This window comes from Corynebacterium appendicis CIP 107643 (genome assembly GCF_030408415.1).
In the GTDB taxonomy this organism is placed as follows: domain Bacteria; phylum Actinomycetota; class Actinomycetes; order Mycobacteriales; family Mycobacteriaceae; genus Corynebacterium; species Corynebacterium appendicis.
Window position 1 is genome coordinate 1,160,854 of the sequence record NZ_CP046976.1, and the last position, 24,321, is coordinate 1,185,174.

At 63.9% G+C, this 24,321-nt stretch carries 23 protein-coding genes and 1 tRNA gene; 17 read left to right on the top strand and 7 right to left on the bottom strand.

The features are described from left to right. Window positions 1-78 precede the first annotated feature (78 nt). The 11 genes from steA (at window position 79) to CAPP_RS05745 (ending at window position 10,777) form a co-directional block, all read left to right on the top strand. The gene (gene steA, locus CAPP_RS05695) at window positions 79-1,476 is read left to right on the top strand and encodes a putative cytokinetic ring protein SteA (RefSeq protein ID WP_234958714.1); all 1,398 of its coding nucleotides are present in this window, start codon (window positions 79-81) and stop codon (window positions 1,474-1,476) included. Between the two features lie 20 nt (window positions 1,477-1,496). Continuing rightward, window positions 1,497-2,495 (top strand): copper transporter, encoded by a 999-nt coding sequence (locus CAPP_RS05700; protein ID WP_076598519.1) that lies wholly within the window; start codon window positions 1,497-1,499, stop codon window positions 2,493-2,495. Window positions 2,496-2,517: 22 nt separating this feature from the next. Continuing rightward, window positions 2,518-3,186 (top strand): NUDIX domain-containing protein, encoded by a 669-nt coding sequence (locus CAPP_RS05705; RefSeq protein WP_076598629.1) that lies wholly within the window; start codon window positions 2,518-2,520, stop codon window positions 3,184-3,186. Between the two features lie 24 nt (window positions 3,187-3,210). Next, entirely contained in the window at window positions 3,211-4,116 is a 906-nt protein-coding gene (gene xerD, locus CAPP_RS05710) for a site-specific tyrosine recombinase XerD (RefSeq protein WP_076598520.1), read from the top strand. Between the two features lie 88 nt (window positions 4,117-4,204). Then, on the top strand, window positions 4,205-5,074 hold the full coding sequence (locus CAPP_RS05715; RefSeq protein ID WP_076598521.1) for a ParA family protein: 870 nt from the start codon (window positions 4,205-4,207) through the stop codon (window positions 5,072-5,074). A 37-nt stretch (window positions 5,075-5,111) separates the two neighbouring features. Continuing rightward, the gene (locus tag CAPP_RS05720; protein ID WP_076598522.1) at window positions 5,112-5,960 is read left to right on the top strand and encodes a segregation and condensation protein A; all 849 of its coding nucleotides are present in this window, start codon (window positions 5,112-5,114) and stop codon (window positions 5,958-5,960) included. Window positions 5,961-5,971: 11 nt separating this feature from the next. After that, window positions 5,972-6,571 carry an SMC-Scp complex subunit ScpB gene (gene scpB / locus CAPP_RS05725; RefSeq protein ID WP_076598523.1) on the top strand — a complete coding sequence of 200 codons (600 nt, stop codon included), beginning with the start codon at window positions 5,972-5,974 and terminating at the stop codon, window positions 6,569-6,571. 11 nt (window positions 6,572-6,582) lie between these two features. Next, window positions 6,583-7,599 carry a pseudouridine synthase gene (locus CAPP_RS05730; RefSeq protein WP_076598524.1) on the top strand — a complete coding sequence of 339 codons (1,017 nt, stop codon included), beginning with the start codon at window positions 6,583-6,585 and terminating at the stop codon, window positions 7,597-7,599. After that, window positions 7,599-8,324, top strand: coding sequence for a (d)CMP kinase (gene cmk, locus CAPP_RS05735; protein WP_076598525.1), 726 nt, complete (start codon window positions 7,599-7,601; stop codon window positions 8,322-8,324). Before CAPP_RS05730 ends, cmk begins: the two co-directional genes overlap by 1 nt. Continuing rightward, window positions 8,321-9,988, top strand: a complete 1,668-nt coding sequence (gene der, locus CAPP_RS05740) for a ribosome biogenesis GTPase Der (RefSeq protein WP_084560482.1) — start codon at window positions 8,321-8,323, stop codon at window positions 9,986-9,988. The genes cmk and der overlap by 4 nt, the downstream gene beginning before the upstream one ends. Window positions 9,989-10,021: 33 nt before the next feature. Further along, window positions 10,022-10,777: a CE1 family esterase gene (locus tag CAPP_RS05745; RefSeq protein WP_076598526.1), complete on the top strand. Its 756-nt coding sequence runs from the start codon at window positions 10,022-10,024 to the stop codon at window positions 10,775-10,777. Between the two features lie 38 nt (window positions 10,778-10,815). Here the strand turns inward: CAPP_RS05745 and CAPP_RS05750 are convergent, their stop codons facing one another. Beyond that, a complete protein-coding gene (locus CAPP_RS05750) occupies window positions 10,816-11,604 on the bottom strand; it encodes a class I SAM-dependent methyltransferase (RefSeq protein ID WP_076598527.1) in 789 nt (262 codons plus the stop codon). Window positions 11,605-11,771: 167 nt separating this feature from the next. On the opposite strand from CAPP_RS05750, the gene CAPP_RS05755 reads away from it, so the two are divergent. Next, the gene (locus CAPP_RS05755) at window positions 11,772-12,728 is read left to right on the top strand and encodes a CE1 family esterase (RefSeq protein ID WP_084560483.1); all 957 of its coding nucleotides are present in this window, start codon (window positions 11,772-11,774) and stop codon (window positions 12,726-12,728) included. Here the strand turns inward: CAPP_RS05755 and CAPP_RS05760 are convergent. Both CAPP_RS05760 and CAPP_RS05765 read right to left on the bottom strand, forming a co-directional pair. Continuing rightward, on the bottom strand, window positions 12,707-14,047 hold the full coding sequence (locus CAPP_RS05760; protein WP_159437725.1) for a DUF418 domain-containing protein: 1,341 nt from the start codon (window positions 14,045-14,047) through the stop codon (window positions 12,707-12,709). The two genes, CAPP_RS05755 and CAPP_RS05760, sit on opposite strands and share 22 nt — an antisense overlap. A gap of 173 nt (window positions 14,048-14,220) precedes the next feature. Next, window positions 14,221-14,297: transfer RNA gene (locus CAPP_RS05765), tRNA-Pro, on the bottom strand. A 107-nt stretch (window positions 14,298-14,404) separates the two neighbouring features. Here CAPP_RS05765 and secA2 point away from each other — a divergent pair. The 5 genes from secA2 to CAPP_RS05790 all read left to right on the top strand — a co-directional run bounded on the left by secA2 (window position 14,405) and on the right by CAPP_RS05790 (window position 19,403). Then, window positions 14,405-16,702 (top strand): accessory Sec system translocase SecA2, encoded by a 2,298-nt coding sequence (gene secA2, locus CAPP_RS05770; protein ID WP_076598529.1) that lies wholly within the window; start codon window positions 14,405-14,407, stop codon window positions 16,700-16,702. A 109-nt stretch (window positions 16,703-16,811) separates the two neighbouring features. After that, a complete protein-coding gene (odhI, locus tag CAPP_RS05775) occupies window positions 16,812-17,243 on the top strand; it encodes an oxoglutarate dehydrogenase inhibitor Odhl (protein ID WP_076598530.1) in 432 nt (143 codons plus the stop codon). 105 nt (window positions 17,244-17,348) lie between these two features. After that, complete coding sequence (gene ftsR / locus CAPP_RS05780) at window positions 17,349-18,086, top strand: transcriptional regulator FtsR (RefSeq protein ID WP_076598531.1); 738 nt, start codon at window positions 17,349-17,351, stop codon at window positions 18,084-18,086. A 6-nt stretch (window positions 18,087-18,092) separates the two neighbouring features. Further along, window positions 18,093-18,707: a bifunctional nuclease family protein gene (locus CAPP_RS05785; protein ID WP_076598532.1), complete on the top strand. Its 615-nt coding sequence runs from the start codon at window positions 18,093-18,095 to the stop codon at window positions 18,705-18,707. A gap of 123 nt (window positions 18,708-18,830) precedes the next feature. Next, a complete protein-coding gene (locus CAPP_RS05790; protein WP_076598632.1) occupies window positions 18,831-19,403 on the top strand; it encodes a MerR family transcriptional regulator in 573 nt (190 codons plus the stop codon). Window positions 19,404-19,485: 82 nt separating this feature from the next. Here the strand turns inward: CAPP_RS05790 and CAPP_RS05795 are convergent, their stop codons facing one another. From CAPP_RS05795 to CAPP_RS05810, 4 genes are read right to left on the bottom strand one after another with little or no spacing between them, the layout of a single operon-like run. Beyond that, window positions 19,486-20,964: a vWA domain-containing protein gene (locus CAPP_RS05795; RefSeq protein ID WP_076598533.1), complete on the bottom strand. Its 1,479-nt coding sequence runs from the start codon at window positions 20,962-20,964 to the stop codon at window positions 19,486-19,488. A 39-nt stretch (window positions 20,965-21,003) separates the two neighbouring features. Beyond that, on the bottom strand, window positions 21,004-21,876 hold the full coding sequence (locus CAPP_RS05800; RefSeq protein WP_076598534.1) for a 3-methyladenine DNA glycosylase: 873 nt from the start codon (window positions 21,874-21,876) through the stop codon (window positions 21,004-21,006). 7 nt (window positions 21,877-21,883) lie between these two features. Next, on the bottom strand, window positions 21,884-22,936 hold the full coding sequence (locus CAPP_RS05805; protein WP_076598633.1) for a hemolysin family protein: 1,053 nt from the start codon (window positions 22,934-22,936) through the stop codon (window positions 21,884-21,886). After that, window positions 22,933-24,315 (bottom strand): hemolysin family protein, encoded by a 1,383-nt coding sequence (locus CAPP_RS05810; protein ID WP_076598535.1) that lies wholly within the window; start codon window positions 24,313-24,315, stop codon window positions 22,933-22,935. Before CAPP_RS05810 ends, CAPP_RS05805 begins: the two co-directional genes overlap by 4 nt. Window positions 24,316-24,321: the final 6 nt, after the last annotated feature.

Genomic DNA, 24,321 nt, shown 5'->3' on the forward strand with positions numbered 1-24,321 from the left:
ATTCCCGCGGTGTTTTCTTGAACGTCTCTCCGCGCGCCTTCACCGAATAGCCTGCGCCGACGGGCAGAATCGTTAGCCATGAGCTCAACTTCCCGTACTCCCTCCGCCGACAAGAACGGCACGAAGGCATCCACCTCCGGCAGCGCATCCAGCAGTACGAAGGTGACGGCGCAGCCGGAGAAGAAGACTGCGCAGAAGCCAGCCAAGAAGACAGTTGAGAAAACTGCCGAGAAGCCAGCTAAGAAAGTCGAGACGTCCACCAGGCAGACGGTAGACAACCCGGTCAAGAAGACCGCCGACACTACGGTCATCACTGAGACGATCACCGGCTCCCTGCGCGACTGCACCCCGCAGGGTAAGGGCATGCGCAGGTTCCACGAAGGGGATATCGCCATCGTCGACGCGCCGGACATGAGCCGCCGTGAGGCGCAGGCGCTCGTCGAAAAACATCCCTCCGCAGTGGTCAATATCGCGCAGTTCTCCACGGGTAATATCCCCAATTACGGGCCGCAGCTGCTGCTCGACGCCGGTATTCCGCTGCTGGAGAACGCCGGTGCAGCGACCCGCGGTTCTTTCCGCGACGGTAAGAAGGGCTCCGTCACCGCCGACGGCGAGGTGCGAGCCGGTAAGAAGCCTATCGCGCAGGCCGACGCTGTCGACCGTGCATTGGCCGACAGCTCCTTCGATGAGTCGCAGCAGCACCTCGTCGACCACATGGAGGCGTATTTCGGCAATTCGATCGAGTTCATCCACACCGAATCGCCGTTGCTTGTCGACGGCGTCGGCGTGCCCGAGCTCGGCGACGCGATGGAGGGGCGCAGGGTTCTCATCGTCAGCCCGACTGCGAACACCCGCGAGCGCGTGGAACCCATGCGCAACTTCATCCGCGAATTCCAGCCGGTCATCATCGGCGTTGGAGCCGCGGTGGACGCGCTGCTGGATAGCGGGTACTCCTGTGATTTCATCGTCGGCGACCCGGCGGACATCTCCAACGACAACCTGCGCGGCGATGCCCGCGTGATTCTTCCGGCGGACCCGGACGGACATGCCGCTGGTTTGGAGCGAATTCAGGACCTGGGCGTGGGTGCCGTGACCTTCCCGGCTGCGACGGATTCTCCGACTGATCTCGCCATCCTGCTCGCTGTATTCCACGATGCAGAGACCATCGTCACCGTCGGCGACGGGCTCGACCTCGACCGCATCTTCGCCGGCGACGAGGATGCGACCCCGGCGGCAATGCTCACCCGTCTGAAGGCCGGCAACCGCATCGTCGACTCCCGCGTCATTGAGAACCTCTACGCGAAGTCTTCCTCCGGTGCGGGGCTCGCGTGGGCGTGGGCCATCCTCGGCCTGCTCGTCGCGGTCGCCACCGTGATCCTGATTGTCGGTCTGGTGGGCAACGGTTCGTTCGTGGACAACCTCATCGACACGTGGAATAACTTCGCCCTGACAGTTCAGAACCTGTTCTCGCGCTAAAAGAGAGGAATCGCTTCAACATGCCGAAGAAGAAGACCGGAGCACCGGGTTTGGTGGCAAGCGGCCTCGCGTGGGGCGTTGCAGCCGGCATTGCATTGGGCGCGCTCGTCGTCGCACCGTCCATGGCGCCGATCGCCGACAACAGTTTCAACAACATCACGGGCAGCTCGTCCGGCGAGGCCGGAAGCGGCACTGCCACAGATGAGGCGTCACAGCGCCAAGTCGACGCGGCCAACGCATTGCTCGGAAACACCTCCACCGAGATCGTCAACGGCGCGCTCGATCAGCGTCCGTTCATGATCATCCGCACGCCGGACGCCAACGCCGACGATGTGGACGTGACCAGCTGGCTGGCCAAACAGGCTGGCGGAATTGGCTCGGGCCAGATCACGCTCACCGATAAATTCCTGTCCGCAGAGGGAGCGGACGAGCTTCGATCGGTCATTGCCACGACTCTGCCGGCCGGCGCGCAGCTCTCCGTTGACAACCAGGCACCCGGTGTCCACGCCGGCGAATCCCTCGGGGCAGCGTTGATGTTCGACCCGAAAGGCGACCAGCCGCTGGCCACCGTCGACGACCGGGCTGTGGTGCTCCAGGCACTACGCGACGCCGGGTTCATCGAGTACGAGGACGGCACGATCACCCCGGCACAGGGCATCATCCTGGTCACCGGAGGCGCCCTCAACGAGGACGAGGCCGAGAACAACAAGGACGAAAGCAACGCCTACTCCGCTACCGTGATGGCCGACTTCGCCCGCGCGCTCGACTCGAAGGGCGACGCAGTGGTGCTCGCTGGTCGCCGTGGCGCCGCAGCCGAGAAGGGCTCGATCGCGCAGCTGCGCTCCGACGAGAAGTCGAAGGTCTCCACCGTCGATTCGCTGGAGTCCGAGACCGGCCGCATCTCCACCGTTCTGGCACTGGCCGAGCAAATCAACGGCGGTTCCGGGGCATACGGTTCGGCGTCAAACGCGAACGCTGAGATGCCTGCGCCGAAGCCGGCGCCGCGCCGCGAGAACTAGTCGCGGCGCTATCGTGGGCACCATGTCTGATTCCGCACAGCGCCACCAATTCAAGGTCACGGATTCGGAGTTGCTTATCGACGCTCCGATTCTCGCCCTCCGCCGCGACACCGTCACCATGCCAGGTGGCACGACGGCCACGCGCGAGGTGGTGGAGCACTTCGGCGCCGTCGCTGTCGTGGCCGTCGACGAGAACGATCGCATCGCCATGGTGGAGCAGTACCGCCATACCGTCGGCCGCCGCCTCTGGGAGCTTCCGGCGGGCCTGCTCGATTTCGACGGTGAGGACGCTCTCACCACCGCGAAGCGCGAACTCGTCGAGGAAGCAGGGCTTGAGGCGGAGAACTGGTCGGTGCTGGTGGACTTGGTCACCTCGCCGGGCTTCGCCGAAGAAGCTGTCCGCGTCTTCCTGGCCACCGGGCTCAGCGAGACGGAGCGCCCGGAGGCCGAGGACGAGGAGGCGGACATGGAGTTCGCGTGGGTGCCCCTCGATGAAGCCCGCGCGGACGTGATGGCTGGAAGGATCTCTAACTCGATCGCGATCGCAGGCATTCTCTCGGCCTCCGAGGTACTGGCAGGACGCACGGAGGCGCGCAGCACGGACACACCGTTCGAGCTTCGTCCCACGCACATGCCGGAGCGCCGCAGTGCACAGGGAATCACGCCCGACATGAAGAAGATCCAGAACTAGCAAGCACGAAACTGAAGGTCACCAGTGGACGCACGCACGGTCGGGCAGTTATGGCTCGACCACCTCGCCGTCGAGCGCGGAGTATCCCCCAACACGCTGAGCAATTACCGCCGCGATGTGGAGCGCTACCTGGACTGGCTCGAGGACGCAGGCATAACAGACCTGGGCGAGGTCGCGTCGACGGACCTTGAAGACTATGTCGCGGATCTGCGCCGTGGGGGAGACGGGAAGAAAGGATTGGCGGCGTCGTCGGCAAGCCGTGCGCTTGTCGTCGCGCGTGGCCTGCATAAATTCGCGGTGAGCGAAGGAGCTGTCGCAGCCGATGTCGCGGCAGGAGTGTCACCGCCGAAGGTGGGGGAGAAGCTACCGGACACGCTCACCATCGACGAGGTGGGCAAGCTTCTCGACGCTTGCCCCGACGAGACTCCCGCGCAGTTGCGCGATAAGGCGCTGCTCGAGGTGCTCTACGCCACCGGTGCACGTATATCCGAGCTCCTGGCGCTGGTCGTGGACGATATCGCGGAGACCCGCGACTTCATCAAAGTCACGGGCAAGGGCGATAAGCAGCGCATCGTGCCCGTGGGCGGCGCGGCGCAACGGGCTCTCGAGGCTTACCTCGTGCGCGGCAGGCCGGCGTTGACGACCGGCAAGTCCCATGCCGTGTTCTTGAATAAGCGTGGCGGGGCGCTGTCCCGGCAGAGCTCGTGGACGATCATCAAGGACGCGGCTTCGCGCGCCGGCCTCGACAAAGCGATCTCCCCGCACACGATGCGCCACTCGTTCGCCACCCACCTGCTTGAGGGTGGGGCAGACGTGCGTACGGTCCAAGAGTTGCTCGGCCATGCCTCTGTCACGACGACTCAGATATACACCCACGTCACACCAGAAAACTTGCGTGAAGTATGGACTTCGTCGCATCCCCGTTCGTGACTGCGGACAAATGACAGCCGTGTAAGATGACCATCAACAGCAAGGCGCATCGTTCGCGTTGACGCACGCGGGAAACGAAGGAGTGGCGGTGACAGAAGACGGACTTTTCAGCGCTTCGGAGACGGAGGTCGGGCTGACAGGTCGGCCGCTGCGTGAATTCCCGCAGCCGAAGCCCCTGGACAAGCATGGCCCCGCGACGATCATCTCGATGGTCAACCAGAAGGGTGGCGTGGGCAAGACCACCTCGTCGATCAACTTGGGCGCGTGCCTGGCGGAACAGGGCCGTAAGGTGCTGCTGGTCGACTTGGACCCGCAGGGTGCGCTGTCCGCGGGCCTGAATATCTCGCACGACGAGGACCAGGTGACGGTCTACGACCTGATGCTGGACAACACCTCGTCCATCCACGCCGCGATCAAGCACACGAATGTCTCCGGCCTGGATATGGTTCCGGCGAATATCGACTTGTCCGCCGCGGAAATCCAGCTCGTCAACGAGGTAGGACGCGAGCAGACCCTCGGTCGTGCGCTGCGCCCGGTGCGGGGCGAGTACGACTTCATCATCATCGATTGCCAGCCGTCCCTCGGCCTGCTCACCGTGAACGCATTGGCGTGCTCGCAGGGAGTCATCATCCCGATGGAGTGCGAGTACTTCTCTCTGCGCGGGCTCGCACTACTCACCGACACGGTGGAGAAGGTGCGCGACCGCATCAATTTCGACCTGGACATCGTGGGCATCCTGGTGACCATGTTCGACCGCCGCACTACCCACGCGCGCGAGGTCATGGACCGCGTGGTGGAGGTGTTCGGCGACCGCGTCTTCGATACAGTGATCACCCGCACCGTCCGCTTCCCGGAGACCTCCGTGGCCGGCGAGCCGATCATCACGTGGGCACCGAATTCGCCCGGCGCGGAGCAGTACCGCAACCTTGCCCTCGAGGTCATCGAGCGCACCTCGTAAACAGCGCCTGCTGTTGTCGCGTGAGGTTCACTGAGTTATGACCACGGCGAAACCGATCGATTCCAAAGACCCCGCATACACGGGCCAGGGTTACCAGCCGGAGATCACCGGCTTCACTCTCGTGCTCAATAATTTCGAGGGACCCTACGATCTGTTGCTCAACCTGATCAGCTCCCGCAAGCTGGACGTCACCGAGGTGGCGCTGGCGGAGGTCACAGACGAGTTCATCGTCTATGTCAAGCAGTTGGGAGAGACAGCGGAGCTAGATGAGATCACCGAATTCCTCGTCACCGCGGCGACGCTGCTCAATTTGAAGGCGCAGCGCCTGTTGCCGCGCAACGGTGACGATGACGAAGAGGACCTCGAGCTCCTGTCCTCCCGCGACCTGTTGTTCGCGCGTCTTCTGCAGTACCGCGCGTACCAGCAGGTGGCCGACCAGTTCGAACGCTGGCAAGCGAGCGCCCGTCGCCGCTATCCCCGCGCCGTCGGCATGGAGGAGAGCTTTGCCGACGTCCTGCCTCCAGTGTCGCTCGGGCACACGCCCGGCTCATTCGCCGAGCTCGCCGCGTCCGTCTTCCGCCCGAAACCACCGGAAGAGGTCCGGGTCGACCACTTGCACACTCAGCCGGTCTCCGTGCCGGAGCAGGCAGGCAAGCTGCTGGACACGCTCAAACTCGCCGGTGCGCAGCACTGGCTCACTTTCACCGCGCTCACACGAGACTGCACACGCTCAATGGAGATCGTTGGCCGCTTCCTCGCCGTGCTGGAGCTCTACAAGGCCCACGCCATCGACGCCCAACAGGTAGAGGCCCTCGGACAGCTGGATATCTCGTGGACGGGCAAAGACGTCGATCCCGCGGTGGTAGCGGCAGCGAACTGGGAGTAGGAGAGAGGCTTATGGGCGATAACGCGCCAACCGAAGAGAAGACAGATCAGTCGCGGCCAGCAGCGCTCCCCATGGTGAGCCAGCTGCGCTCCCAGATTGAATCGATCCTGTTGGTCATCGACACCCCGGCGTTGGCGGCGGATATTGCGGGCGCATTGAATGCGGGAGAGCAGGACGTCACTGCGTGCCTGCAAGAGTGGGCGGACGAGCTCGACGAGCGCGGCTCGGGCATGGACCTGCGCGAGACTTCCGAGGGCTGGCGCCTGTACACGCGGAACGGTAACGCGGATGCCGTGGAGGCATTTCTCGTCGATGGAACGCACACCAAGCTCAGCCGCGCCGCAATGGAGACTCTCGCCGTGGTCGCGTACCGTCAGCCGGTCACGCGCGCGCAGGTCGCCGCCGTCCGCGGCGTGAACGTCGACGGCGTCATGCGGACGCTGACCCTGCGTGGACTCATCGCGGAAGTCGATCCAGACGAGGCGACGGGAGCCCACCGCTACATCACCACTGAACTGTTCTTGGAGCAGCTCGGCATCGATTCACTCGACCGTCTTCCGGACTTGGCGCCGCTGCTTCCGGAAGTCGATTCCATCGAGGAGAGCTGGTAGTTTAGGGAGCCATGACTCCACCCGCTCGCCGAGAAGGCACACCGGACACAACCAAGGACGAGAAGTTCTATCTCTCCAACGCGAAACCCGCAAAGCACCAGAACGTCAGCCTGAGCAAACGGCGCGAGAACGCCGAGAAAAACGCAGAAGAAGCCGCTGACGAAAACCAGGAACCGCATCCGCTCGCCGATAACTGGTGGGACGAGCGCGAAGATCCCGTCGCCCCGCTGGGCAAAGCTATCGAGGACGGCGATGAGGACGGTAGGTCCCGCCGCGCCCCGAAGCGAAAAGCTAACGAGGGGATCCGCCTGCAGAAGGTTCTCGCGCAGGCAGGTGTGGCATCCCGCCGCCACTCCGAGGTGATGATCGACGAGGGCCGCATCGAGGTCAACGGAAAGATCATCCGTAAGCAGGGCGTGCGCGTGGACCCGAACGTGGACATCATCCGCGTCGACGGTGTGCGCGTGAACGTCAGCGAGGAGCACCAGTACTTCGCGCTGAATAAGCCCCGAGGCATGCACACCACCATGGAAGACGACCTGGGCCGCCCGTGCGTGGGCGACCTGGTCGCCGACCGCATCGTGTCGGGCCAGCGCTTGTTCCACGTCGGCCGTCTCGATGCCGACACCGAGGGCTTGCTGCTGCTCACCAACGACGGCGAGTTGGCCAACCGGCTCATGCACCCGAAGTACGAGGTGGCTAAGACATACCTGGCCACTGTCCTCGGAGAAGCGAAGCCTGCGCTCGTCCGCGAGCTGAAAAAGGGCATCGAGCTCGACGACGGCATTGCCAAGGCCGACTACGCGCAGATCGTGGACACATACCAGGGGCAGTCACTGGTCCGACTTGAGATCCATGAGGGACGCAAGCACGTGGTGCGCCGCATGCTCAAGACGGCCGGTTTTCCGGTGCAGCGCCTCGTGCGCACGAAAATTCACACGGTCCAGCTCGGCGAACTCAAACCCGGTGCAATGCGCGCCCTGAACGATTCCGAGCTCACGGCGCTTTACAAGGCGGTGGATATGTAATGGCTGGCACTGATAACGCCAACAACACCAAGGCCCTGTCCAATATGCCCGACGGCGGGCTGGTCCTCGCTGTCGACGGACCGTCCGGCACCGGCAAGTCGACGACGTGCCGCGCGCTCGCGAAGCAGCTGGACGCGAAGTACGTCGATACCGGCGCAATGTACCGCGTGGCCACGCTCGCCGTGCTCCGCGCGGGCATCGACCCGGGCAACACCGACGCCGTCATCGATGCCACGCGCGATCTTCCGCTGGAGATTTCCGACGACCCGGATTCCACCGAGGTCATTCTCGACGGTGAGAATGTCGCGGGCGAGATCCGCGGCCGTGAGGTCACCCAGAATGTCTCGGCCGTCTCCGCCATCCCGGAGGTCCGCACCAACCTGGTCGAGCTGCAGCGTAAGCTCGCGCGTGAAGCGCACCGCGCGATCGTCGAGGGCCGCGATATCGGCACCGTGGTGCTTGTCGACGCCCCGGCCAAGGCCTTCCTCACCGCCTCCCCGGAGGTTAGGGCCACGCGCCGCTACAACCAGGACATCGCAGCCGGCCGCGACGCCGATTACGACACTGTGCTGGCCGATGTGATCCGCCGTGACGAGCTCGACTCCTCGCGCGCGACCAGCCCGCTGCGCCCGGCGGACGACGCGAAGATCATCGACACCTCCGAGATGGACAAAGTCGAGGTCCTAGGCGCGTTGATCTCCCTGATCGAAAGGAGCGCGCGATGACGGAGCAGAACGAACAAAACCGGCCGCGCGACGAGCGCGGCGCGAACACCGAGCCTGAAACCGAGTTCCAGTACACCCAGTTCAACCCCGCGGACTACGCCGGCGAGGTCGTCTCCGAGTACGAGGCGTACGAGCAGGCCTACGAAGCCGATATCGACGAGGAATTCGGCGACGAATTCGAGGGCTTCGACGGCGAGAACTACGGTGAGTCCGAATTCGGCCCCGCGGAATTCGGCGACGATGAAGAGCACGACTCCGACTCGGAAGACCACGAGTACACCGACGAGGAGTGGGAGGAGATCGGACAGGCCTTCGGCATCAACCCCGACGGCCACATCGAGGAGGCCCTGCCGACCGTCGCGATCGTCGGCCGGCCCAACGTGGGCAAGTCCACTCTGGTCAACCGTTTCCTCGGCCGCCGCGAAGCCGTCGTCGAGGACCACCCGGGTGTCACGCGCGACCGCGTGAGCTACCTCGCCGACTGGAACGGCCAGCGCTTCTGGGTGCAGGACACCGGCGGCTGGGACCCGGATGCCAAGGGGATCCACGCGTCCATTGCGCACCAGTCTGAGGCGGCGATGGACGACGCCGACGTCATCGTCATGGTCGTCGACGCGCACGTCGGTGTCACCGACTCCGACGCGTTCATGGCCCGCAACCTGCAGCGCTCCGACGTTCCGGTGTTGCTGGTGGCCAATAAATTCGAGTCCGAGTCCCAGTGGGGCGACGTCGCCGAGTTCTACTCGCTCGGCCTGGGCGACCCATGGCCGGTCTCCGCGCTCCACGGCCGGGGCGGCGCCGATGTTCTCGACGAGATCGTCAAGGTCTTCCCCGAGATGCCGAAGGCCGCGAGCTCGATCACCGAGGGACCGCGCCGCATCGCGCTCGTCGGCAAGCCGAATGTGGGCAAGTCCAGCCTGCTGAACAAGCTCTCCAAGTCGAAGCGTGCCGTCGTGGACAACGTCGCCGGAACCACCGTCGACCCGGTGGACGAGCTGATCCAGCTCGACCGGCGTCTGTGGCGCTTCATCGACACCGCGGGCCTGCGCAAGAAGGTCAAGAACGCCACGGGGCACGAGTACTACGCGTCGCTGCGCACACGCGGCACCATCGATGCCGCCGAGGTCTGCGTCGTGCTTATCGACGCCTCCCAGGAGATCACCGAGCAGGACCAGCGCGTGATTTCCATGGTCCTCGAGGCGGGCAAGGCGATGGTCATCGCCTTCAACAAGTGGGACCTCATGGACGAGGACCGGCGCTACTACTTCGACCGCGAATTCGACCTGCAGCTCAACCAGCTGCCGTGGGTGTCTAAGATCAATATCTCCGCCGAGACGGGCCGCGGCCTGCACCGTCTCGAAAAGGAAATGATCACCGCCCTGGAGAACTGGGACAAGCGCATCTCCACCGGCCAGCTGAACAACTGGATGCGCGAGGCGATCGCGGCGAACCCGCCGCCGATGAAGAACAACCGCCTGCCGAAGGTCCTGTTCGCCACCATGGTGAGCACCCGGCCTCCGACAATTGTTTTGTTCACCACCGGATTCCTCGACGGCAGCTACCGCCGCTACCTGGAGCGCAAATTCCGCGAGCAGTTCGGCTACCATGGCACGCCCGTGCGCTTCGCCGTCCGCGTGCGCGAGCGTAACCCGCGCCGCCGCTAGGACACGCACCGACGAGGAAAGGACGCACGCCCGATGCCCGACAAGGCCGACCTGAGCCGAAGCCGCAGGTTCGCACGCACCGTGACGGTGGACGGCATCGAGCGGTCCTACCAGTGCTCAGTGCCCGCATCCCTTTGCGAGGGTGCCGGCGGAGACTCTGCTGAGCCTGTGCCGGTCATCCTCGCGGTCCACGGCAAGGGCGATAACGGCCTCGACTTCCTCATCGGCACCGATCTGGGCACCGCCGACGCCGTTGTCGCCGCGCCCACCGGCCAGGGCCTAGCATGGAGCCCCGCGCCGTACGCCGTGACCACGATCGAGGAAGACACAGCGCTGATCGATGCCGTCGTCGCCGACATTACTGCCACCTATCCCGTCGATCGAGACCGTATCTACCTCGCCGGATTCTCCAACGGCGGCGGATTCGTCGTCGAGCTCGCGGTCAATGCGCCGGAGGCATACGCCGGCGTGGCGACCGTGGCCGGTGCGATCCGCACCGACATCGAGACGATTGAGTCCGGCGCGCCGATCGACTACCTGAATATCCACGGAACCTGGGACGATGTCGTGCCGTACGGCGGCCAGGACCGCGGCTCCCTCGGCCTGATTCGGCCGGCCCAGGAGATCACCGACGCGTTCCGCGGTCGCAATGGGGGCCACGCCCGCGCCGACCACATTCCGGTGGAAGGCATGGGCCACGAATGGCCGGCCGGCGTGTGGGCGCAACACCGCGGCATCGATGTCACCGAGACGGTCCTCGACTTCTTCGGCATCCCCACGCTCGACTGACCGCGGAAGACAACGGCGGCTACCAGAGCTACCGGAGGCTAGCGGCGGTAAAGGAAAGCGTCGGTGCGGTAGGGAAGCGGGATCGGCTGGCCTTCGTCGAAACCAAGCCGCTCGTAGAGGTACCAGCGCAGATTCTCGGTCACTTTGGCGCGCGTCGTGTCGCTGGCGCGGAGCCAATAGGAACGGGTGCGGGCCAACGCGAAGAGATGCTCGGGCGTGACGGGTTGGAACCAGCGCATGCGGAGCTCGTCGATAAGCGTCCACGGCGCACTGACAGCGGGGTAGAAGCCTTCGCGGTGCACGTCGCCTGAGTGGCTGATGCGCGACAGGCGCAGCACCCACGGGTGGGAGACGTCGAGCGTGTTCCAGCACAGCATCAGCGATCCGCCGTCGGCGACGACCCTATCCGCTTCGGCGCTCGCTGCTGCCGTGTCCACCCAGTGCCACGTCTGCGCGCTGACATAGGCGTCGACGGTGTCATCCGCAAGACCGGTCGCCTCCGCTGTGGCTCGCCACACCAGGGTGTCCGGATGGCGGGCGCGCAGCACCTTGAGCATGTTCTGGGAGGGGTCAAGAGCGAAGATCTCGCGGCCAGGTTTGATCAGCGTGGAGGTGAGTTTTCCGGTGCCGGCGCCGACGTCGATAAGCGAATGGGCGCTACCGACGAGTTCTGCGACCTTATCTGGATACGTTGGGCGCACGTCGTCGTAATCGTCGGATCCGGACGTGAACGCGCCCGCGGTGTACACGCGTGCGGCGGCGCTGGCGAAGCCCGGCGATTCTTTGCCGCTGGGGGTGAAATGTCGCGGCTCCGGGTGCGTGTCCATGTCGTGAAATCTACCTGCTTGCGCGTGGCGGGTGAATTCACTGTGAACGCGTGCGGCGCGCATCGCGAAAAACACTCTTGGCTTATACGATGGCGTAGGTTGGCCAGCGAGCCCCTCCAATCACCCCCGCATTGATCGCTAGCGACCGAAGGATGACTCCCACTCCCGTGAAACGCCGTATCCGCCCAGCTGCCGCTTTCGCGGTGGCCCTGCTTTCGATCTCGGCGCTCGGCGCATGCGGGGAGAAAAAGGAAGACCTCCAGGTCACGGACGCAGCAAACGAAGCGCGTGAGGAGTTGGCCGAAGTCGAGGCGGATTTCTCCGGCGACCCGAGCACTTTCGCGCAGACCACAACGATCGGTTCCCGTGAACGCGAGTACATGGTGACCACGCCGCCGAATGTCGAGGAACGCGAGAACTTGCCGCTGATCTTCGTCTTCCACGGCTACAAAATGACCGACGACTCCATGCGCCGGATCACGGAGATGAATAAGGCGAACGCCGTGGTCGTGTACATGCAGGGCGTCAACACCGCGTGGGCTCCAGCGCCGTACGCGACAACATCCGGTGACGAGGACCTCGCGTTCTTCGATGCGGTGCGTCGGGAGATGCTGGACAAATACCCCGTGAACCCGGCGCGGGTCTTCGCCGCTGGACACTCGAACGGCGGCGGATTCGCGGCATATACGGCCTGCCACCGGTCCCACCAGCTCACTGGCATTGCCACGGTGTCCGCCGCCTACTACGACGAGGTCTTCGAGGATTGCGCGCCGATCCCGACAAAGCAAATCGACTTCCACGGCACCAAGGACAACACCATCAAATACGACGGCGGCGTGCGCCACGGCGCCGACTACATGCCCGTGAGTCAAGTGATGGAGAAAGCCGCCGAGCGCAACCACTGCGCGCCTGAGCCGAATGTTGCGGAGTACTCGCGACCTGGCGAGGAATTCATCTGGCAGCGGTGCGACGCCGCTTTGCGCCATTACCGCTTGGATGGCAGCACCCACATCTGGCCGGGAGCCGACGGCGACAAGGGGCCGGGGGAGAACACCGCCGACGACTTCGCCACCCGCGAGATCCTCGACTTTTTCGGTGTGTCCTACCGCGACACGCTGGGGTAGGGTGCCGGCAGCGCGACCTGCCAGGTGCCGTCCACTTTCTGCTTGTAGCCCGTCTTGATCCGCTCAGGGCCTCGCTCGAGTTCTTTGTGCGTGAGCTCGTAGTGCTGCGGCAGTCCGTTCTTCCCGTAGGACATCGTGCGGTGGAGTTTCTCGAACGGACCTGGCATGCCGCGGCGTTCCATCAGCCATGTGACCAGAAGGGTCACCAGCCACACAGCCGTGGCGAAGATCATTTGCCCGGCGATGGGCCATCCGTGCCCGGTATTGAGCAGGAAGACGGCGGTGACGGGGAACAGGATGATGGTCTGCCCGAGGTAGCCCGTCATCGAACGCTTGCCCAGGGCATTGAATGCGCTGAGCCATTCCGGGATCGGCTCGCCGTGAGCGATGCGGCGCTGGATCGGGCGCATCGCCAACATCACCGCCGCGAGGATGCCCGGTCCGGTGAGGCGGCCGAAGGCTTGATTGAGAATAGCGAAGCCTGGCTCCCATTCGTATGGAAGCACACCCACCGACGACAGGCCGAACGGGATGCCGACAAACAGGATGACGAGCAGCGTGACGACCACCCAGCTCCAGAGACGTGTGGCGTACCTATCGACGTCCTCCATGACGCGCTCCCGGCCCCACACGAAGCCGAGGAGAATCATGGGCAAGATCGAGATCGTCGGAAACGCAATTCCCTGCAAGGTTTCCAAGCCCCTGTGGATCTGCTCCGCGTAGGTGGCGCTGACCTCCCCGTAGAACATATCCATGGTGAGCGTTGGTGCCCCTGGCCCCTCGATGAAGATCATGAGCGCTCCTAGCGCACACCACGCGCACCACAAGCCGAGCATGATGCCCGCAATGATTCTCAGCATCCTGTCGCTGCAACCGATGAGCAAGGCGGTGATCATGCCGCAGATGCCGTAGGCGGTGAGGATATCGCCGGGGAAGAAGAAGATCAGGTGGACGACACCGAAACACAAGAGGAAGAAATAACGCTTGGCGATCACCTTCTTCGCCGCGCGGTTGGTGAAACCGCGCCGCCACAGGCTGCCCAAGATCATGCCGATGCCCACACCCAGCAACACGGAGAACATCGACAACCCGCGCACGTGGACGAACATCGCCTGAAAAACGATCAGGATCTTGTCGAGCATGCTCGGATCAGACCCCGTGCCGCCGAAGAAGCCCGAGTGCGCCGCGTCCTGGGTGGCGAGCCAGTTCGTCGGCACATTCGCAATCACAATGCCGAGCAGCGCCAGCCCTCGCGCCACATCGGGTGCGACGTAGCGCGCCTTGTTCAACCTCGCGCCTTGCTGCGTCCGGGTAACCATGACCGGATCCTTCCTCATTGAGCCCAGAAAGGGTGATGACGTGCTGGTTTTAAGAACCGATCATACGCAACTTTTGGGTGGCTATATTCCGGTCCAGCCGGAGTCACCCCCCGGCGGAGAACCGTGCGAGGCAAGTGAAAATCCCACACCGTGTGAAATGGTGCGGGAGAAAATGGTCGGGCTGACAGGATTTGAACCTGCGACCCCTACACCCCCAGTGTAGTGCGCTACCAAACTGCGCCACAGCCCGTTGTCCATCGTGCGGAGCATGCGGGGGCATGCCGTACGCGGAACGTCGGATAGATTACCGCACGGTCGGGTGATTGAAGTAATCGGCTGGTCACGTAAAGTTGCCCCATGGGCAAGTTTGACTGGTTCTGGAAGGCGATGGGCTCCTCGTCGGAGCGCAACGACAAGAAGTCGAAGGGCATCGTGTCGCAGGCGCACGGCCTGATCGCCAACTACGAACAGCGCAGCGACGCGGAGTTGGTCGACGCGATCCGGGGGACAGTCGCTGACGGCCAGATTGAAAAGAAGCCGGAATTTTTGGCTGTGCTGACGGTGGCGTCGGCACGCACGCTCGGCATGACGCCGTTCGAGGTGCAGAACCAGGCGGTGCTGCGCCTGCTTGAAGGCGACGTGACCCAGATGGCAACGGGCGAGGGCAAGACGCTCGTCGGCGCGATGGCGGCTACGGGATTCGCGCTCACCCGCAAGCGGGTGCACCTCATCACGGTCAATGACTACCTCGCAGCGCGCGACGCGAACTGGATGCGTCCTCTCGTCGAGTTCTTCGGACTCAGCGTCGCGTCCGTCACGGAGGCGTCCACACGCGAGGAGCGCGTAAACGCCTACCGCAGCGATATCGTCTACGCGCCAGTCACAGAAATCGGCTTCGACCACCTGCGCGACAACCAGATCACCCACCGCGACCAGACGGTTCAGGTCGCAGCCGATGTCGCGCTCGTCGACGAAGCGGACAGCGTGCTTGTCGACGAAGCCTTGGTGCCCCTCGTCCTTGCCGGCTCCAAACCGGGGGAGCAGGCCACTGGGCAGATCACCGAGGCAGTGTCCCACCTTGTCGAGGGCAAGGACTACACCATCGACTCGGACCGCCGGAACGTCTTCCTCACCGACGACGGCGCGTCGAAGATCGAGCGTGCTCTCGGCATCGATTCGCTGTATTCCGACGAGAATATCGGCACCATCCTCGTGCGCGTGAACCTCGCGCTCCACGCGAAGGCGCTGCTGATCCGCGATGTCCACTACATAGTCAAGGACGGCAAGATCGACCTTGTCGACGCATCCCGCGGCCGTGTCGCCGAGCTCCAGCGCTGGCCCGACGGGCTGCAGGCCGCAGTGGAGGCCAAGGAAGGCTTGGATGTCTCCGAAGGCGGCCGCATCCTCGACCAGATCACCTTGCAGGCGCTCATGCGGCGTTACCCGCTGGTGTGCGGCATGACCGGTACCGCCGTTGAGGCCACCGACCAGCTGCGCCAGTTCTACGATCTCCACGTCTCCGTGATCGACCGTGCCAAGGAGCTGCGCCGCTTCGACGAAGCCGACCGCATCTACGCCACCATGGACGAGAAGTTCGCGGCCATCGTCGAGGAGATCGCCCACATCAATTCCACCGGCCAGCCGGTGCTTGTCGGCACGCGCGATGTCGCCGAGTCCGAGGCACTGGCAGATGCACTGGAAAAACGCGGTGTGAACGTCAACGTCCTCAACGCCAAGAACGACGCGGAGGAAGCCCGCATTGTGGCCGAGGCCGGCGACCTGGGGCGCGTGACCGTGTCCACCCAGATGGCGGGGCGCGGCACCGATATCCGCCTCGGTGGCGCCGACGAATCCGACCGCGACGCTGTCGTAGAGCTCGGTGGACTCGCCGTCATCGGTACCGCGCGCCACCGCACGGCACGGCTGGACAACCAGCTCCGCGGCCGCGCCGGACGACAGGGTGACCCGGGTCTCAGCGTGTTTTTTGTCTCACTCGAAGACGACATCGTCACCGCAGGCGGCGCCGATGAGCGCGTCAGCGCCCAGCCCGACGAGCATGGCCTCATCGAATCCAAGCGCGTCCAGGACTTCATCGAGCACTGCCAGCGCGTCACCGAAGGGCAATTGCTCGAGATCCACGCCCAGACCTGGAAGTACAACCAGCTGCTGGCGGACCACAGGGAGATCGTCGATAAGCGGCGTGCGTCGCTGCTGGATACCGACCAAGCGTGGCGCGAGCTCGCCGAACGCAACCCAGCGCGCGCCGCTGAGTTGGAAGGACAAGGAATCGATCGGGTAGTGCTCGAACAGGCTGCGCGCGAAATCATGCTTTTCCACCTCGACGACGAATGGTCCGAACACCTCGCACTCATGGACGACGTGCGCGAATCGATCCACCTTCGCGCCATTGCGCGCGAAACTCCGATCACCGAGTTCCACCGGATTGCCGTGCGCGAATTCAAAGATCTCGCCAACCGTGCTGTTGAGCGCGCCTCCGAGACCTTCGACACCGTACTTATCGACGCCGACGGTGCGCATCTCGCGGATGCCGGTTGGAAGCGCCCCAACGCGACTTGGACCTACATGGTCTCCGATAACCCGCTCGCCGGCGGCGGAAACTCCGTAATATCCGGCATAGCCAGCATCTTCCGCTGATGATGACTCCCGGCAGTGGTGTCCCGACCGCGCGCCGGGAGCAGTTGTCAGTATGATGGTCGTGGACTTAAATTGAAATTTGTATCCGTCGAAAGCGTCAGGAGAAGAGATGAGCGAGAATACCGGCACACCGGAGACACAGGTAGAAACCACCTCTGTTTTCCGTGCGGATCTTCTGAAGGAGATGGAGACGGGAGCTAACACCGCCTCTGACCACGTAGGCGGCGCTGAAGGCCTGCCGGCAGACGCGGCGCTCCTCGTGGTCAAGCGTGGCCCGAACGCAGGCGCACGCTTCCTGCTGGACCGCGACACCACCACCGCTGGCCGCCACCCGGAGGCGGACATCTTTCTCGACGATGTCACCGTCTCCCGTCGCCACGCCGAATTCCGCCGTAACGACGGCGAGTTCGAGGTTGTCGATGTCGGATCCCTCAACGGCACCTACGTGAACCGCGAGCCGCGCAACTCCCAGACGCTCTCCACCGGCGACGAGATTCAGATCGGCAAGTTTCGCCTCGTCTTCCTCGCTGACGAGGACTAAACCCCGGTGAACGGGCTTCGGCCCGCACCGCTTTGTGAAAGTTTTTCAGGTCCATCCTGATTAAATCTAGCCATTGTTGATCAGAGTTAGACAGAATTAGACACTGTGAGCGCAATCCGGAAAACGAAGCCGAGCAATCCGGCACCCCGCTCGGGCACCAAGACCATGTCGATTGGCGTGGTGATCAAGTGCCTCAGCGAGGAGTTCCCGGATGTGACCGTGTCCAAAATCCGTTTCCTCGAGTCTGAAGGACTGATTACGCCTGAGCGCACGCAGTCCGGGTACCGCCGCTTTACCGAGGACGATGTTGAGCGTCTCCGCTACATTCTGATCACCCAGCGCGACAATTACCTACCGCTGAAGGTGATCCGCGAGCAGCTCGAGGCAATGGACTCCGGCAAGGTCACCGCCGTGATGACGGGCCAGAACGCCGCCGATCCGCTGATCGCGCCGGAGCAGTTCGCCGCTCCTGCAGCGACCCGTCTGACTGACGAGGATGTTGCCGCTCAAGCTGAATGCGACCCCAGTGTCGTAGCGCAGTGCATCGATGCTGGCCTGATCGTCCCCGATGCATCCGGTCTTTTCACCGTCGACGACGTTCGCGTGGTCTCCACCGCGGTCTCACTCACCGATTTCGGGCTCGAAACCCGCCACCTCAAGCGCATCCGCCAGTCTGCGAGCCGCCAGGCAGACCTCATCGAGCAGGTCACCGAGCCCGTAGCCAAGTCGGGCCGCGCCGCCGCCAAGCAGGAAGCCGGTGAGATCAGTCAGCAGATGACCGCTCTCGTCGTGTCCCTCCACGCCGCGCTGGTGAAGAACGAACTGCGCCGCGGACTCAACTAGAACACTATGAGCACTGTTCCAGTATCTTTATGCGGCGTTTTCCCCGTCGGGCCCGAGAATTTCCTCTGCGCTGTACTGCTGTGGGAGGAGCGCCGGCGCTTCCTGCCGATTTGGCTCTCGCCCGTTGGCGGCACGCAGTTGCTCGGCCGGATCGGGGAGTGGGAACCTGCCCGGCCCGACACCCACAATCTGCTATTGGACGTCATCGAGCAGTCCACCACCGGCGTTGCCGCCATTGAACTGACTAGTTATTACAACGGCGTGTACCTGGCGCAGGTGACCATGGAAGACGGCGCCGAATTCGATTGCCGCCCCACCGATGCGCTGGTGTTGTCCCTCATGCTCGACATGCCTATTGAAGTCGAGGAGGAGGTTCTCAACCAGGCCTCCCTGTGGCTGAACGCCGAGGACGCCTCCGATTACTTCGATATTCAATTCGACTCGGACATCGCAGACGGCACTGGTAACGGTGCCGACTCCAGCAGCAATTCCGCCAGCGGCGATAAGCAGGCGGATCTCGACTTCGAGAACCTCATGCGCGAACTCGGTGTCGAAGAGGAAGATCTGGGGTTCGGGAGTACTGGTGATACTCAAGATGAAAACGGGGAAGAGGAACCTTAAAGTTAAAGTTGAGGTTAAAAGTTCGGCGTGTTGAACGCCGTGGTCTTGACCGGAGCATATGCTTGCCTTTAAATAACCTTTAGGCTCTTTCCTAAACTTCATGGGAGTAATTACGTGAGTACGATCGATAACGTCACCGCCGCCGACGGTGCTGAAGCCCCTGTTCAGGAGTCGCTCTTCGACATCGGTCCGTCCGACGAGGTCGGCTACCGCGTCCCGATCGCCTGCCAGGTCGCCGGCATCACCTACCGCCAGCTCGACTACTGGGCACGCACCGATCTGGTTCGCCCGTCCATCCGCAACGCGACCGGCTCCGGCTCGCAACGCCTGTACTCCTTCAAGGACATTCTGGTCCTGAAGATTGTCAAGGGCTTGCTCGACACCGGTATTTCCCTGCAGAACATCCGCCTCGCCGTGGACAAACTCCGCGACCGCGGCATCAACGAGATCTCCGAGATCACTCTCGTCTCCGACGGCACCACCGTCTACGAGTGCCGTAGCAACGATGAGATCATCGACCTCCTCGGCGGCGGCCAGGGTGTCTTCGGCATCGCCGTCCCGCAGATCGTCAAGGAGCTCACCGGCACCATCTCCGCTTTCCCGTCCGAGCGCATCGGCGCCGCTGCCGAGGACGATAGCGACAATATCGTTGCACTCGACGAGCTGGCTGACCGCCGCCGTCGTCGCAGCTCCTAAGAGCTCGCACACTCCCTGAGGTTTCAAAGGGTGCGGTTCCCCGTGGTGGGATGCCGCACCCTTTTGCTATGTCCGGGTGGAGCTACTTCACGCCAGCTGCGGAGCGGATGGCAGCGACGAGGTCGCCGGGGGTGGCGGCGTCGGTGGTGAACTCGGCGGCGTCGGCGAGCTTCTCGTCGGGTTCACCGTCGCCGGAGCGGACGATAGTCAGGGAGACACCCTTGTCCCTAGCCTCGGCGAGAGCCTGCTCGGCGTATTCGTCGGCGATGTCGGACGAGCCGGAGGTGATCAGGACGATGCGGACCGGCGCGTCGGGAGCCGCCTCGGACTCTGCGTAGGCGACGGCGGCGGCGACTGCCTCTCGGGTTTGTGGCTGGCCGTCATTGAGGAACCGGGATGCGGTGCCAGTGACTGCATCGGCATCACCGGTGAAACCGACATTGGTGCGGTAGCCCTGGGTCACGCCCGGGGTGAGCGGGGAGGAGTAGTTCCACAGGGCGACTTCGTGGCCGGCGCCGGTGATCTCACTGGTGGCGGCGTCAATAGCTTCGGCTGCGGGGTCGTTGAACCCGGTCATGGCTGCCGAGGTGTCGAGGAGGAAGAGAGTCTTCATGGGCTCGGACGGTACGCCGGCTGCGGCGGTATCGGAGTTCCCGTCTCCGTTTCCGTCGGCGCTGTCGGTGTGTTGACCGGTATCTGCGGCAGCCGGGTCGGTGATGCGCTTGCCGCCTTCAGGCATGGCGGCGGACCAGACGGGCTCGCTGACGTCAGCCGGCTTCGTGTCGGCGTCGCCGTGGGAGTCAATGAACATCTTGCCGCTGTAGTCGGAGAAAGCCTGGGCGGCGCGGGTTTGCTCCTCATTCACGCTGTCGGTTGTGTTCAGGGGGAAAGCGGCGTAGACGAGTTCCTTGTCCTCGAGCGGGGTGAAGGTCAGCCCCTCGGGAGCGGCATCTTCTGTAGTGGCGACGGCCTTGTCTTTTTCCGCTGCAGCGGCAGCAACGGTCTGGACGCGCTGGTCGGTGAGAGCCTTCGCGGCAGCCTCATCAGAGTCGGCCAAGGCTTGCGCGACGAGGGCGGAGGTCTCGGGCTGCTCAGCAGTGGGGAAGAGAACAGTCTCGAGGGCGGCTGCGGCGGCGTCAGCGGCGGCGGTGCCGACCGGTGTGGCATACACAGCGGCAGGTTCGCTCGTCGCAGAGCTCCGGTCGGCGGAAGTGATCTCCTCGTTGGACACCGGGGAGACAGGTGCGACGTAGACGGCGGCTTCCTCGATCGAGTCGACGTATTCCGGCTTCACGCAGTAGTCGCGGACGACAGGGTTGGACGAGGCGTAGTCGTCGATAAGCTGCTCGCCCACGGACTTGCTTGCAGCGGCGACAGGGAGCGCCAGGTCGCCGGACACGCACTCAGCCTGGTCGCCGGAGGCGGTGTCGGAACCGTTGCCGCTATCGCGGAGGAACAGCCACGCGACAGCGGCGGCGATCACGAGGGCGACAGCCACAATGATCGCTATGACCTCCTTGGACAAGGAGTAGTTATTCTTTCCGGTGGAGTGCCGTCCCATGGCCCAGGCCCCTTTCGAGCAGACATCTTCCCGGATAGTTTAGCCCGCAAGGACCTCTTCGAGGATCGCGACAAGGCGGTGTCGCAGGGGTTTTGCGCGCTCGGAAAAGGACCGCTGGCGGGCGACGTATTCCGCTTTTCCCTCCGGCGTCTCAATCGGAACGACGCCGTAACCGAGTTCCCGGCAGTCGTGGGGGGATGCCTCCATGTCGAGCAACCGGATGTCGCGGGCGAGCTCGAAGCAGTCTAGGAGGAGGTCGCCGGGAACAAGCGGCTCCATCTTCGCGGCCCACTTGTAGAGGTCCATCCCGACGTGCAGGCACCCGGCCTGCTCGTGGTCGGGTCTGGTCGTGTTGTTGAGAACAGTCAGGTTGAGCGGCTTCGCGGGCGGTGTGAAGAAGCGGAAGGCATCGAAATGCGTGCACTTGATGTCGTGCTCCTCGACCACCGCGTCGGTGTCGGCCTGACTCAGGCGCAACGGCAGCGGGTGGCGGTGCTTCTCCTGACGGTAGACCATGGCCCACTCATGCAGGCCGAAGCAGTCGAACTGGGCACGGTTAGCCTCAGTGGCGCGCAGGAGGGTGAGCACCTTGTCCACCGCGTTGCCGCGGTGGGCGAGAAAGCTGTCGACATCGGCGCTCACAGTGCCGCCGGGGCTGACCGCATAGTCGCGCCAGCGTGTGTGGGGCGCATCGGCGGCGTCGATAAGCGTTGCGTGCAGCCCTGGGTGCCAGCGCATCACGTGCGCGGGGCGGATGGAGTAGTAGTCGAAGAGGAAGTCCCAGATGGGGTGTTTCTCCCCGCGGGACCGGCGCGCGAGGTGCGGGTCGATCCATGTGCGGGCACGCTCCTCGTGCTCCTCCATGCGGTCGGTCCACTCCGCGCGGGTAAGCGACTGCGTTGTGGTGGGCATGCGCGTGCTACTCGTCCTCGTGGGTCCAGTCGGACACCGTGCCCACGTACTCCTCGATCAAGTCCTCGAGCGCGAGGACTCCGACGAGTTCCCCATTGTCGCGGACTTGGGCCATGTGGGCGGAGCGGCGGTGCATCGATGTCAATGCGTCGTCGAGGCTGCCGGAGCCGTCGACGATGCTCAGGCGGCGGATGCGGTTTCGCGGGATCACCGGATTCGCGGCATCTGCTTCGAGCAGGTCGAGAACGTCCTTGACGTGGATGTATCCGAGCAAAGCGCCGGCGGAGCCTTCCACCGGATAGCGCGAATAGCCAGTTTCCTGTACCGCCCTCTCCAGCGCGGCGAGAGGAATGCCACCGCGGGAATCGGGGATGGTCACCACTTGGTCGATGGGGATCATCACCTCCTTGAAGCTGCGGTTCTCCGAGGACAGCGCATTGGCCAAGCGGGCGGTCTCCTCAGCGTCGAGGAGCCCCTCCTGGCGGGACTCCTGGATCATGCTGGCTAGCTGTTCCTGATCCACGGTGGAGTCCAGCTCGTCGCGCTGCTCGACGCCCATGAGCTTGAGCGTGAAGCGGGCGATTTCGTTCAAGGCATAGATCAATGGGCGGGTGAGTTTCACCCACACATCCATCGCCGGAGTGAGCCACACGGCCAGCGTTTCCGGCCCCGCGATGGAAATATTCTTCGGGATCATTTCGCCGAAGATGATGTGGAGCACCGTGATGATCATCAAGGCGATCACGAAGGAAAGCGGGTGCAGGAGGTTCTCCGGCACCCCGAGGCCGGTAAAGGGCGCTTCGAGGAAGTGGGCCACGGCAGGCTCGGCGACTTTACCCAGGATCAGCGAGGCGATGGTGATTCCGAATTGCGCGCCGGCCAGGTAGATCGACAGGTGTTCCGTCGCGTTTAGCGCGCGGCGCGCACCTGTCTTCCCCTGCGCCAGCATCGATTCGAGCCGGTCCTTGCGGGAAGACACGAGCGCGAACTCCGCTGCGACGAAGAAGGCGTTGGCCAACAGCAGCGCGATAATGAGGAGTGTTGCTACCCAGATATTCATGCGGACCACCTCGCAGCTTCCTCGTCGGACACAGGGGTGAGAATCGCCTTGTCCAAGCGGCGGCCTTCCATGACGGAAACGCGGGCGAGCCAGCGGCCGGCGTTACCGGACTCAAAATCGTCCTGAACCTCGTTATCGGAGACCGGCAGAAGCACGGTGTCGCCGACCTGCGGGACACGGCCGAGCGCGGACATGAACAGGCCACCTAAGGTTTCGTACGGCCCGTCCGGGGCGAGATAGCTGGTGCGTTCAGCCAGTTCGTCGAGACGCACGAGGCCGGAGACCTCCCACGAGGCGCCGAAGCGATGGAAATCGCGCTCCGATTCACGGTCGTCGTGCTCGTCGTAGACCTCGCCGAGAATCTCCTCGACGACATCCTCGATAGTGACAATGCCCTGGGTGCCGCCGTATTCGTCGGCGACCAGCACCATTTGCGAACCGGCAGAGCGGACCTGGTTGAGCACGGCATCGCCGTCGAGGGTGCCGGGAACGAAGGACACCGGTTTGGCCAGGGAGCTCAGCAATGTGGTGGGCCGCTGGTCATGCGGGACGGAGAACGCGTCCTTGATGTGGACGAGTCCAACGGTGTCGTCGAGGTCGCCGCGGCGGACGGGGAAGCGGGAGTGCCCGGTCTCGGTCGCCAGAGCAATGAGGTCGCTGACGGTGTCTTCCACGTCGAGGGAGTTGACGGTGGAGCGCGGAGTCATGACTTCTTCCGCGGTGGTCTCACCGAATTGGAGGGACCGGTCGAGCATCTTCGCCGTCGCGGCGTCGAGGCCGCCTGCCTCAGCGGAGCTGCGCACCATGGCGCCGAGCTCCGGACCGGAGCGGGCCGAGGCGAGCTCGTCGGCCGGCTCGATGCCGAGCTTGCGGACGAACCAGTTGGCGGAGGCGTTGAGGCCCTTGATAAACCAGGCGAAAACGGTGTTGAACGCGTTGACCGGCGGCACGACGAAGCGGGCGGTGTCCAGGGGGTTGGTGATCGCCAGGTTCTTCGGCACGAGCTCGCCGAAGACCATCGACAGCGTCGTCGCCACAATGAGCGCGAGCACCAGGGCCACGGGGCGCGAGGCGGACTCATCAAGTCCGACGAGCTCGAGTAGAGGCGTGAAAAACCGCGCGAGCACGGGCTCGGCCAGAAAGCCGGTGGCTAGTGTCGTGAGCGTGATGCCCAACTGTGCGCCAGAAAGCACGAAGGAGAGGTTGCCGTGGTCGCGCTGCACGGCACGGGCGGTTTTGTCGCCCTTCTCCTGCACGTGGTTCTCGATCGTGGAGCGCTCGAGGCCCGTCATGGCGAATTCGATCGCGACGAAGAGACCGGTGGATGCCGTGAGCAGCACGAAGCCGATCAGGGCGAGGATGGATATCAGTATGTCCATGAATGT

Coding starts and splice junctions, on each gene's coding strand:
- steA (WP_234958714.1), top strand. CDS start 79: ATGAGCTCAACTTCCCGTACTCCCTCCGCCGACAAGAACGGCACGAAG.
- cmk (WP_076598525.1), top strand. CDS start 7,599: ATGGCTGGCACTGATAACGCCAACAACACCAAGGCCCTGTCCAATATG.
- scpB (WP_076598523.1), top strand. CDS start 5,972: ATGGGCGATAACGCGCCAACCGAAGAGAAGACAGATCAGTCGCGGCCA.
- CAPP_RS05785 (WP_076598532.1), top strand. CDS start 18,093: ATGAGCACTGTTCCAGTATCTTTATGCGGCGTTTTCCCCGTCGGGCCC.
- CAPP_RS05795 (WP_076598533.1), bottom strand. CDS start 20,964: ATGGGACGGCACTCCACCGGAAAGAATAACTACTCCTTGTCCAAGGAG.
- CAPP_RS05750 (WP_076598527.1), bottom strand. CDS start 11,604: ATGGACACGCACCCGGAGCCGCGACATTTCACCCCCAGCGGCAAAGAA.
- CAPP_RS05745 (WP_076598526.1), top strand. CDS start 10,022: ATGCCCGACAAGGCCGACCTGAGCCGAAGCCGCAGGTTCGCACGCACC.
- CAPP_RS05720 (WP_076598522.1), top strand. CDS start 5,112: ATGACCACGGCGAAACCGATCGATTCCAAAGACCCCGCATACACGGGC.
- CAPP_RS05805 (WP_076598633.1), bottom strand. CDS start 22,936: ATGAATATCTGGGTAGCAACACTCCTCATTATCGCGCTGCTGTTGGCC.
- CAPP_RS05800 (WP_076598534.1), bottom strand. CDS start 21,876: ATGCCCACCACAACGCAGTCGCTTACCCGCGCGGAGTGGACCGACCGC.
- CAPP_RS05705 (WP_076598629.1), top strand. CDS start 2,518: ATGTCTGATTCCGCACAGCGCCACCAATTCAAGGTCACGGATTCGGAG.
- odhI (WP_076598530.1), top strand. CDS start 16,812: ATGAGCGAGAATACCGGCACACCGGAGACACAGGTAGAAACCACCTCT.
- CAPP_RS05760 (WP_159437725.1), bottom strand. CDS start 14,047: ATGGTTACCCGGACGCAGCAAGGCGCGAGGTTGAACAAGGCGCGCTAC.
- der (WP_084560482.1), top strand. CDS start 8,321: ATGACGGAGCAGAACGAACAAAACCGGCCGCGCGACGAGCGCGGCGCG.
- CAPP_RS05730 (WP_076598524.1), top strand. CDS start 6,583: ATGACTCCACCCGCTCGCCGAGAAGGCACACCGGACACAACCAAGGAC.
- CAPP_RS05700 (WP_076598519.1), top strand. CDS start 1,497: ATGCCGAAGAAGAAGACCGGAGCACCGGGTTTGGTGGCAAGCGGCCTC.
- secA2 (WP_076598529.1), top strand. CDS start 14,405: ATGGGCAAGTTTGACTGGTTCTGGAAGGCGATGGGCTCCTCGTCGGAG.
- CAPP_RS05810 (WP_076598535.1), bottom strand. CDS start 24,315: ATGGACATACTGATATCCATCCTCGCCCTGATCGGCTTCGTGCTGCTC.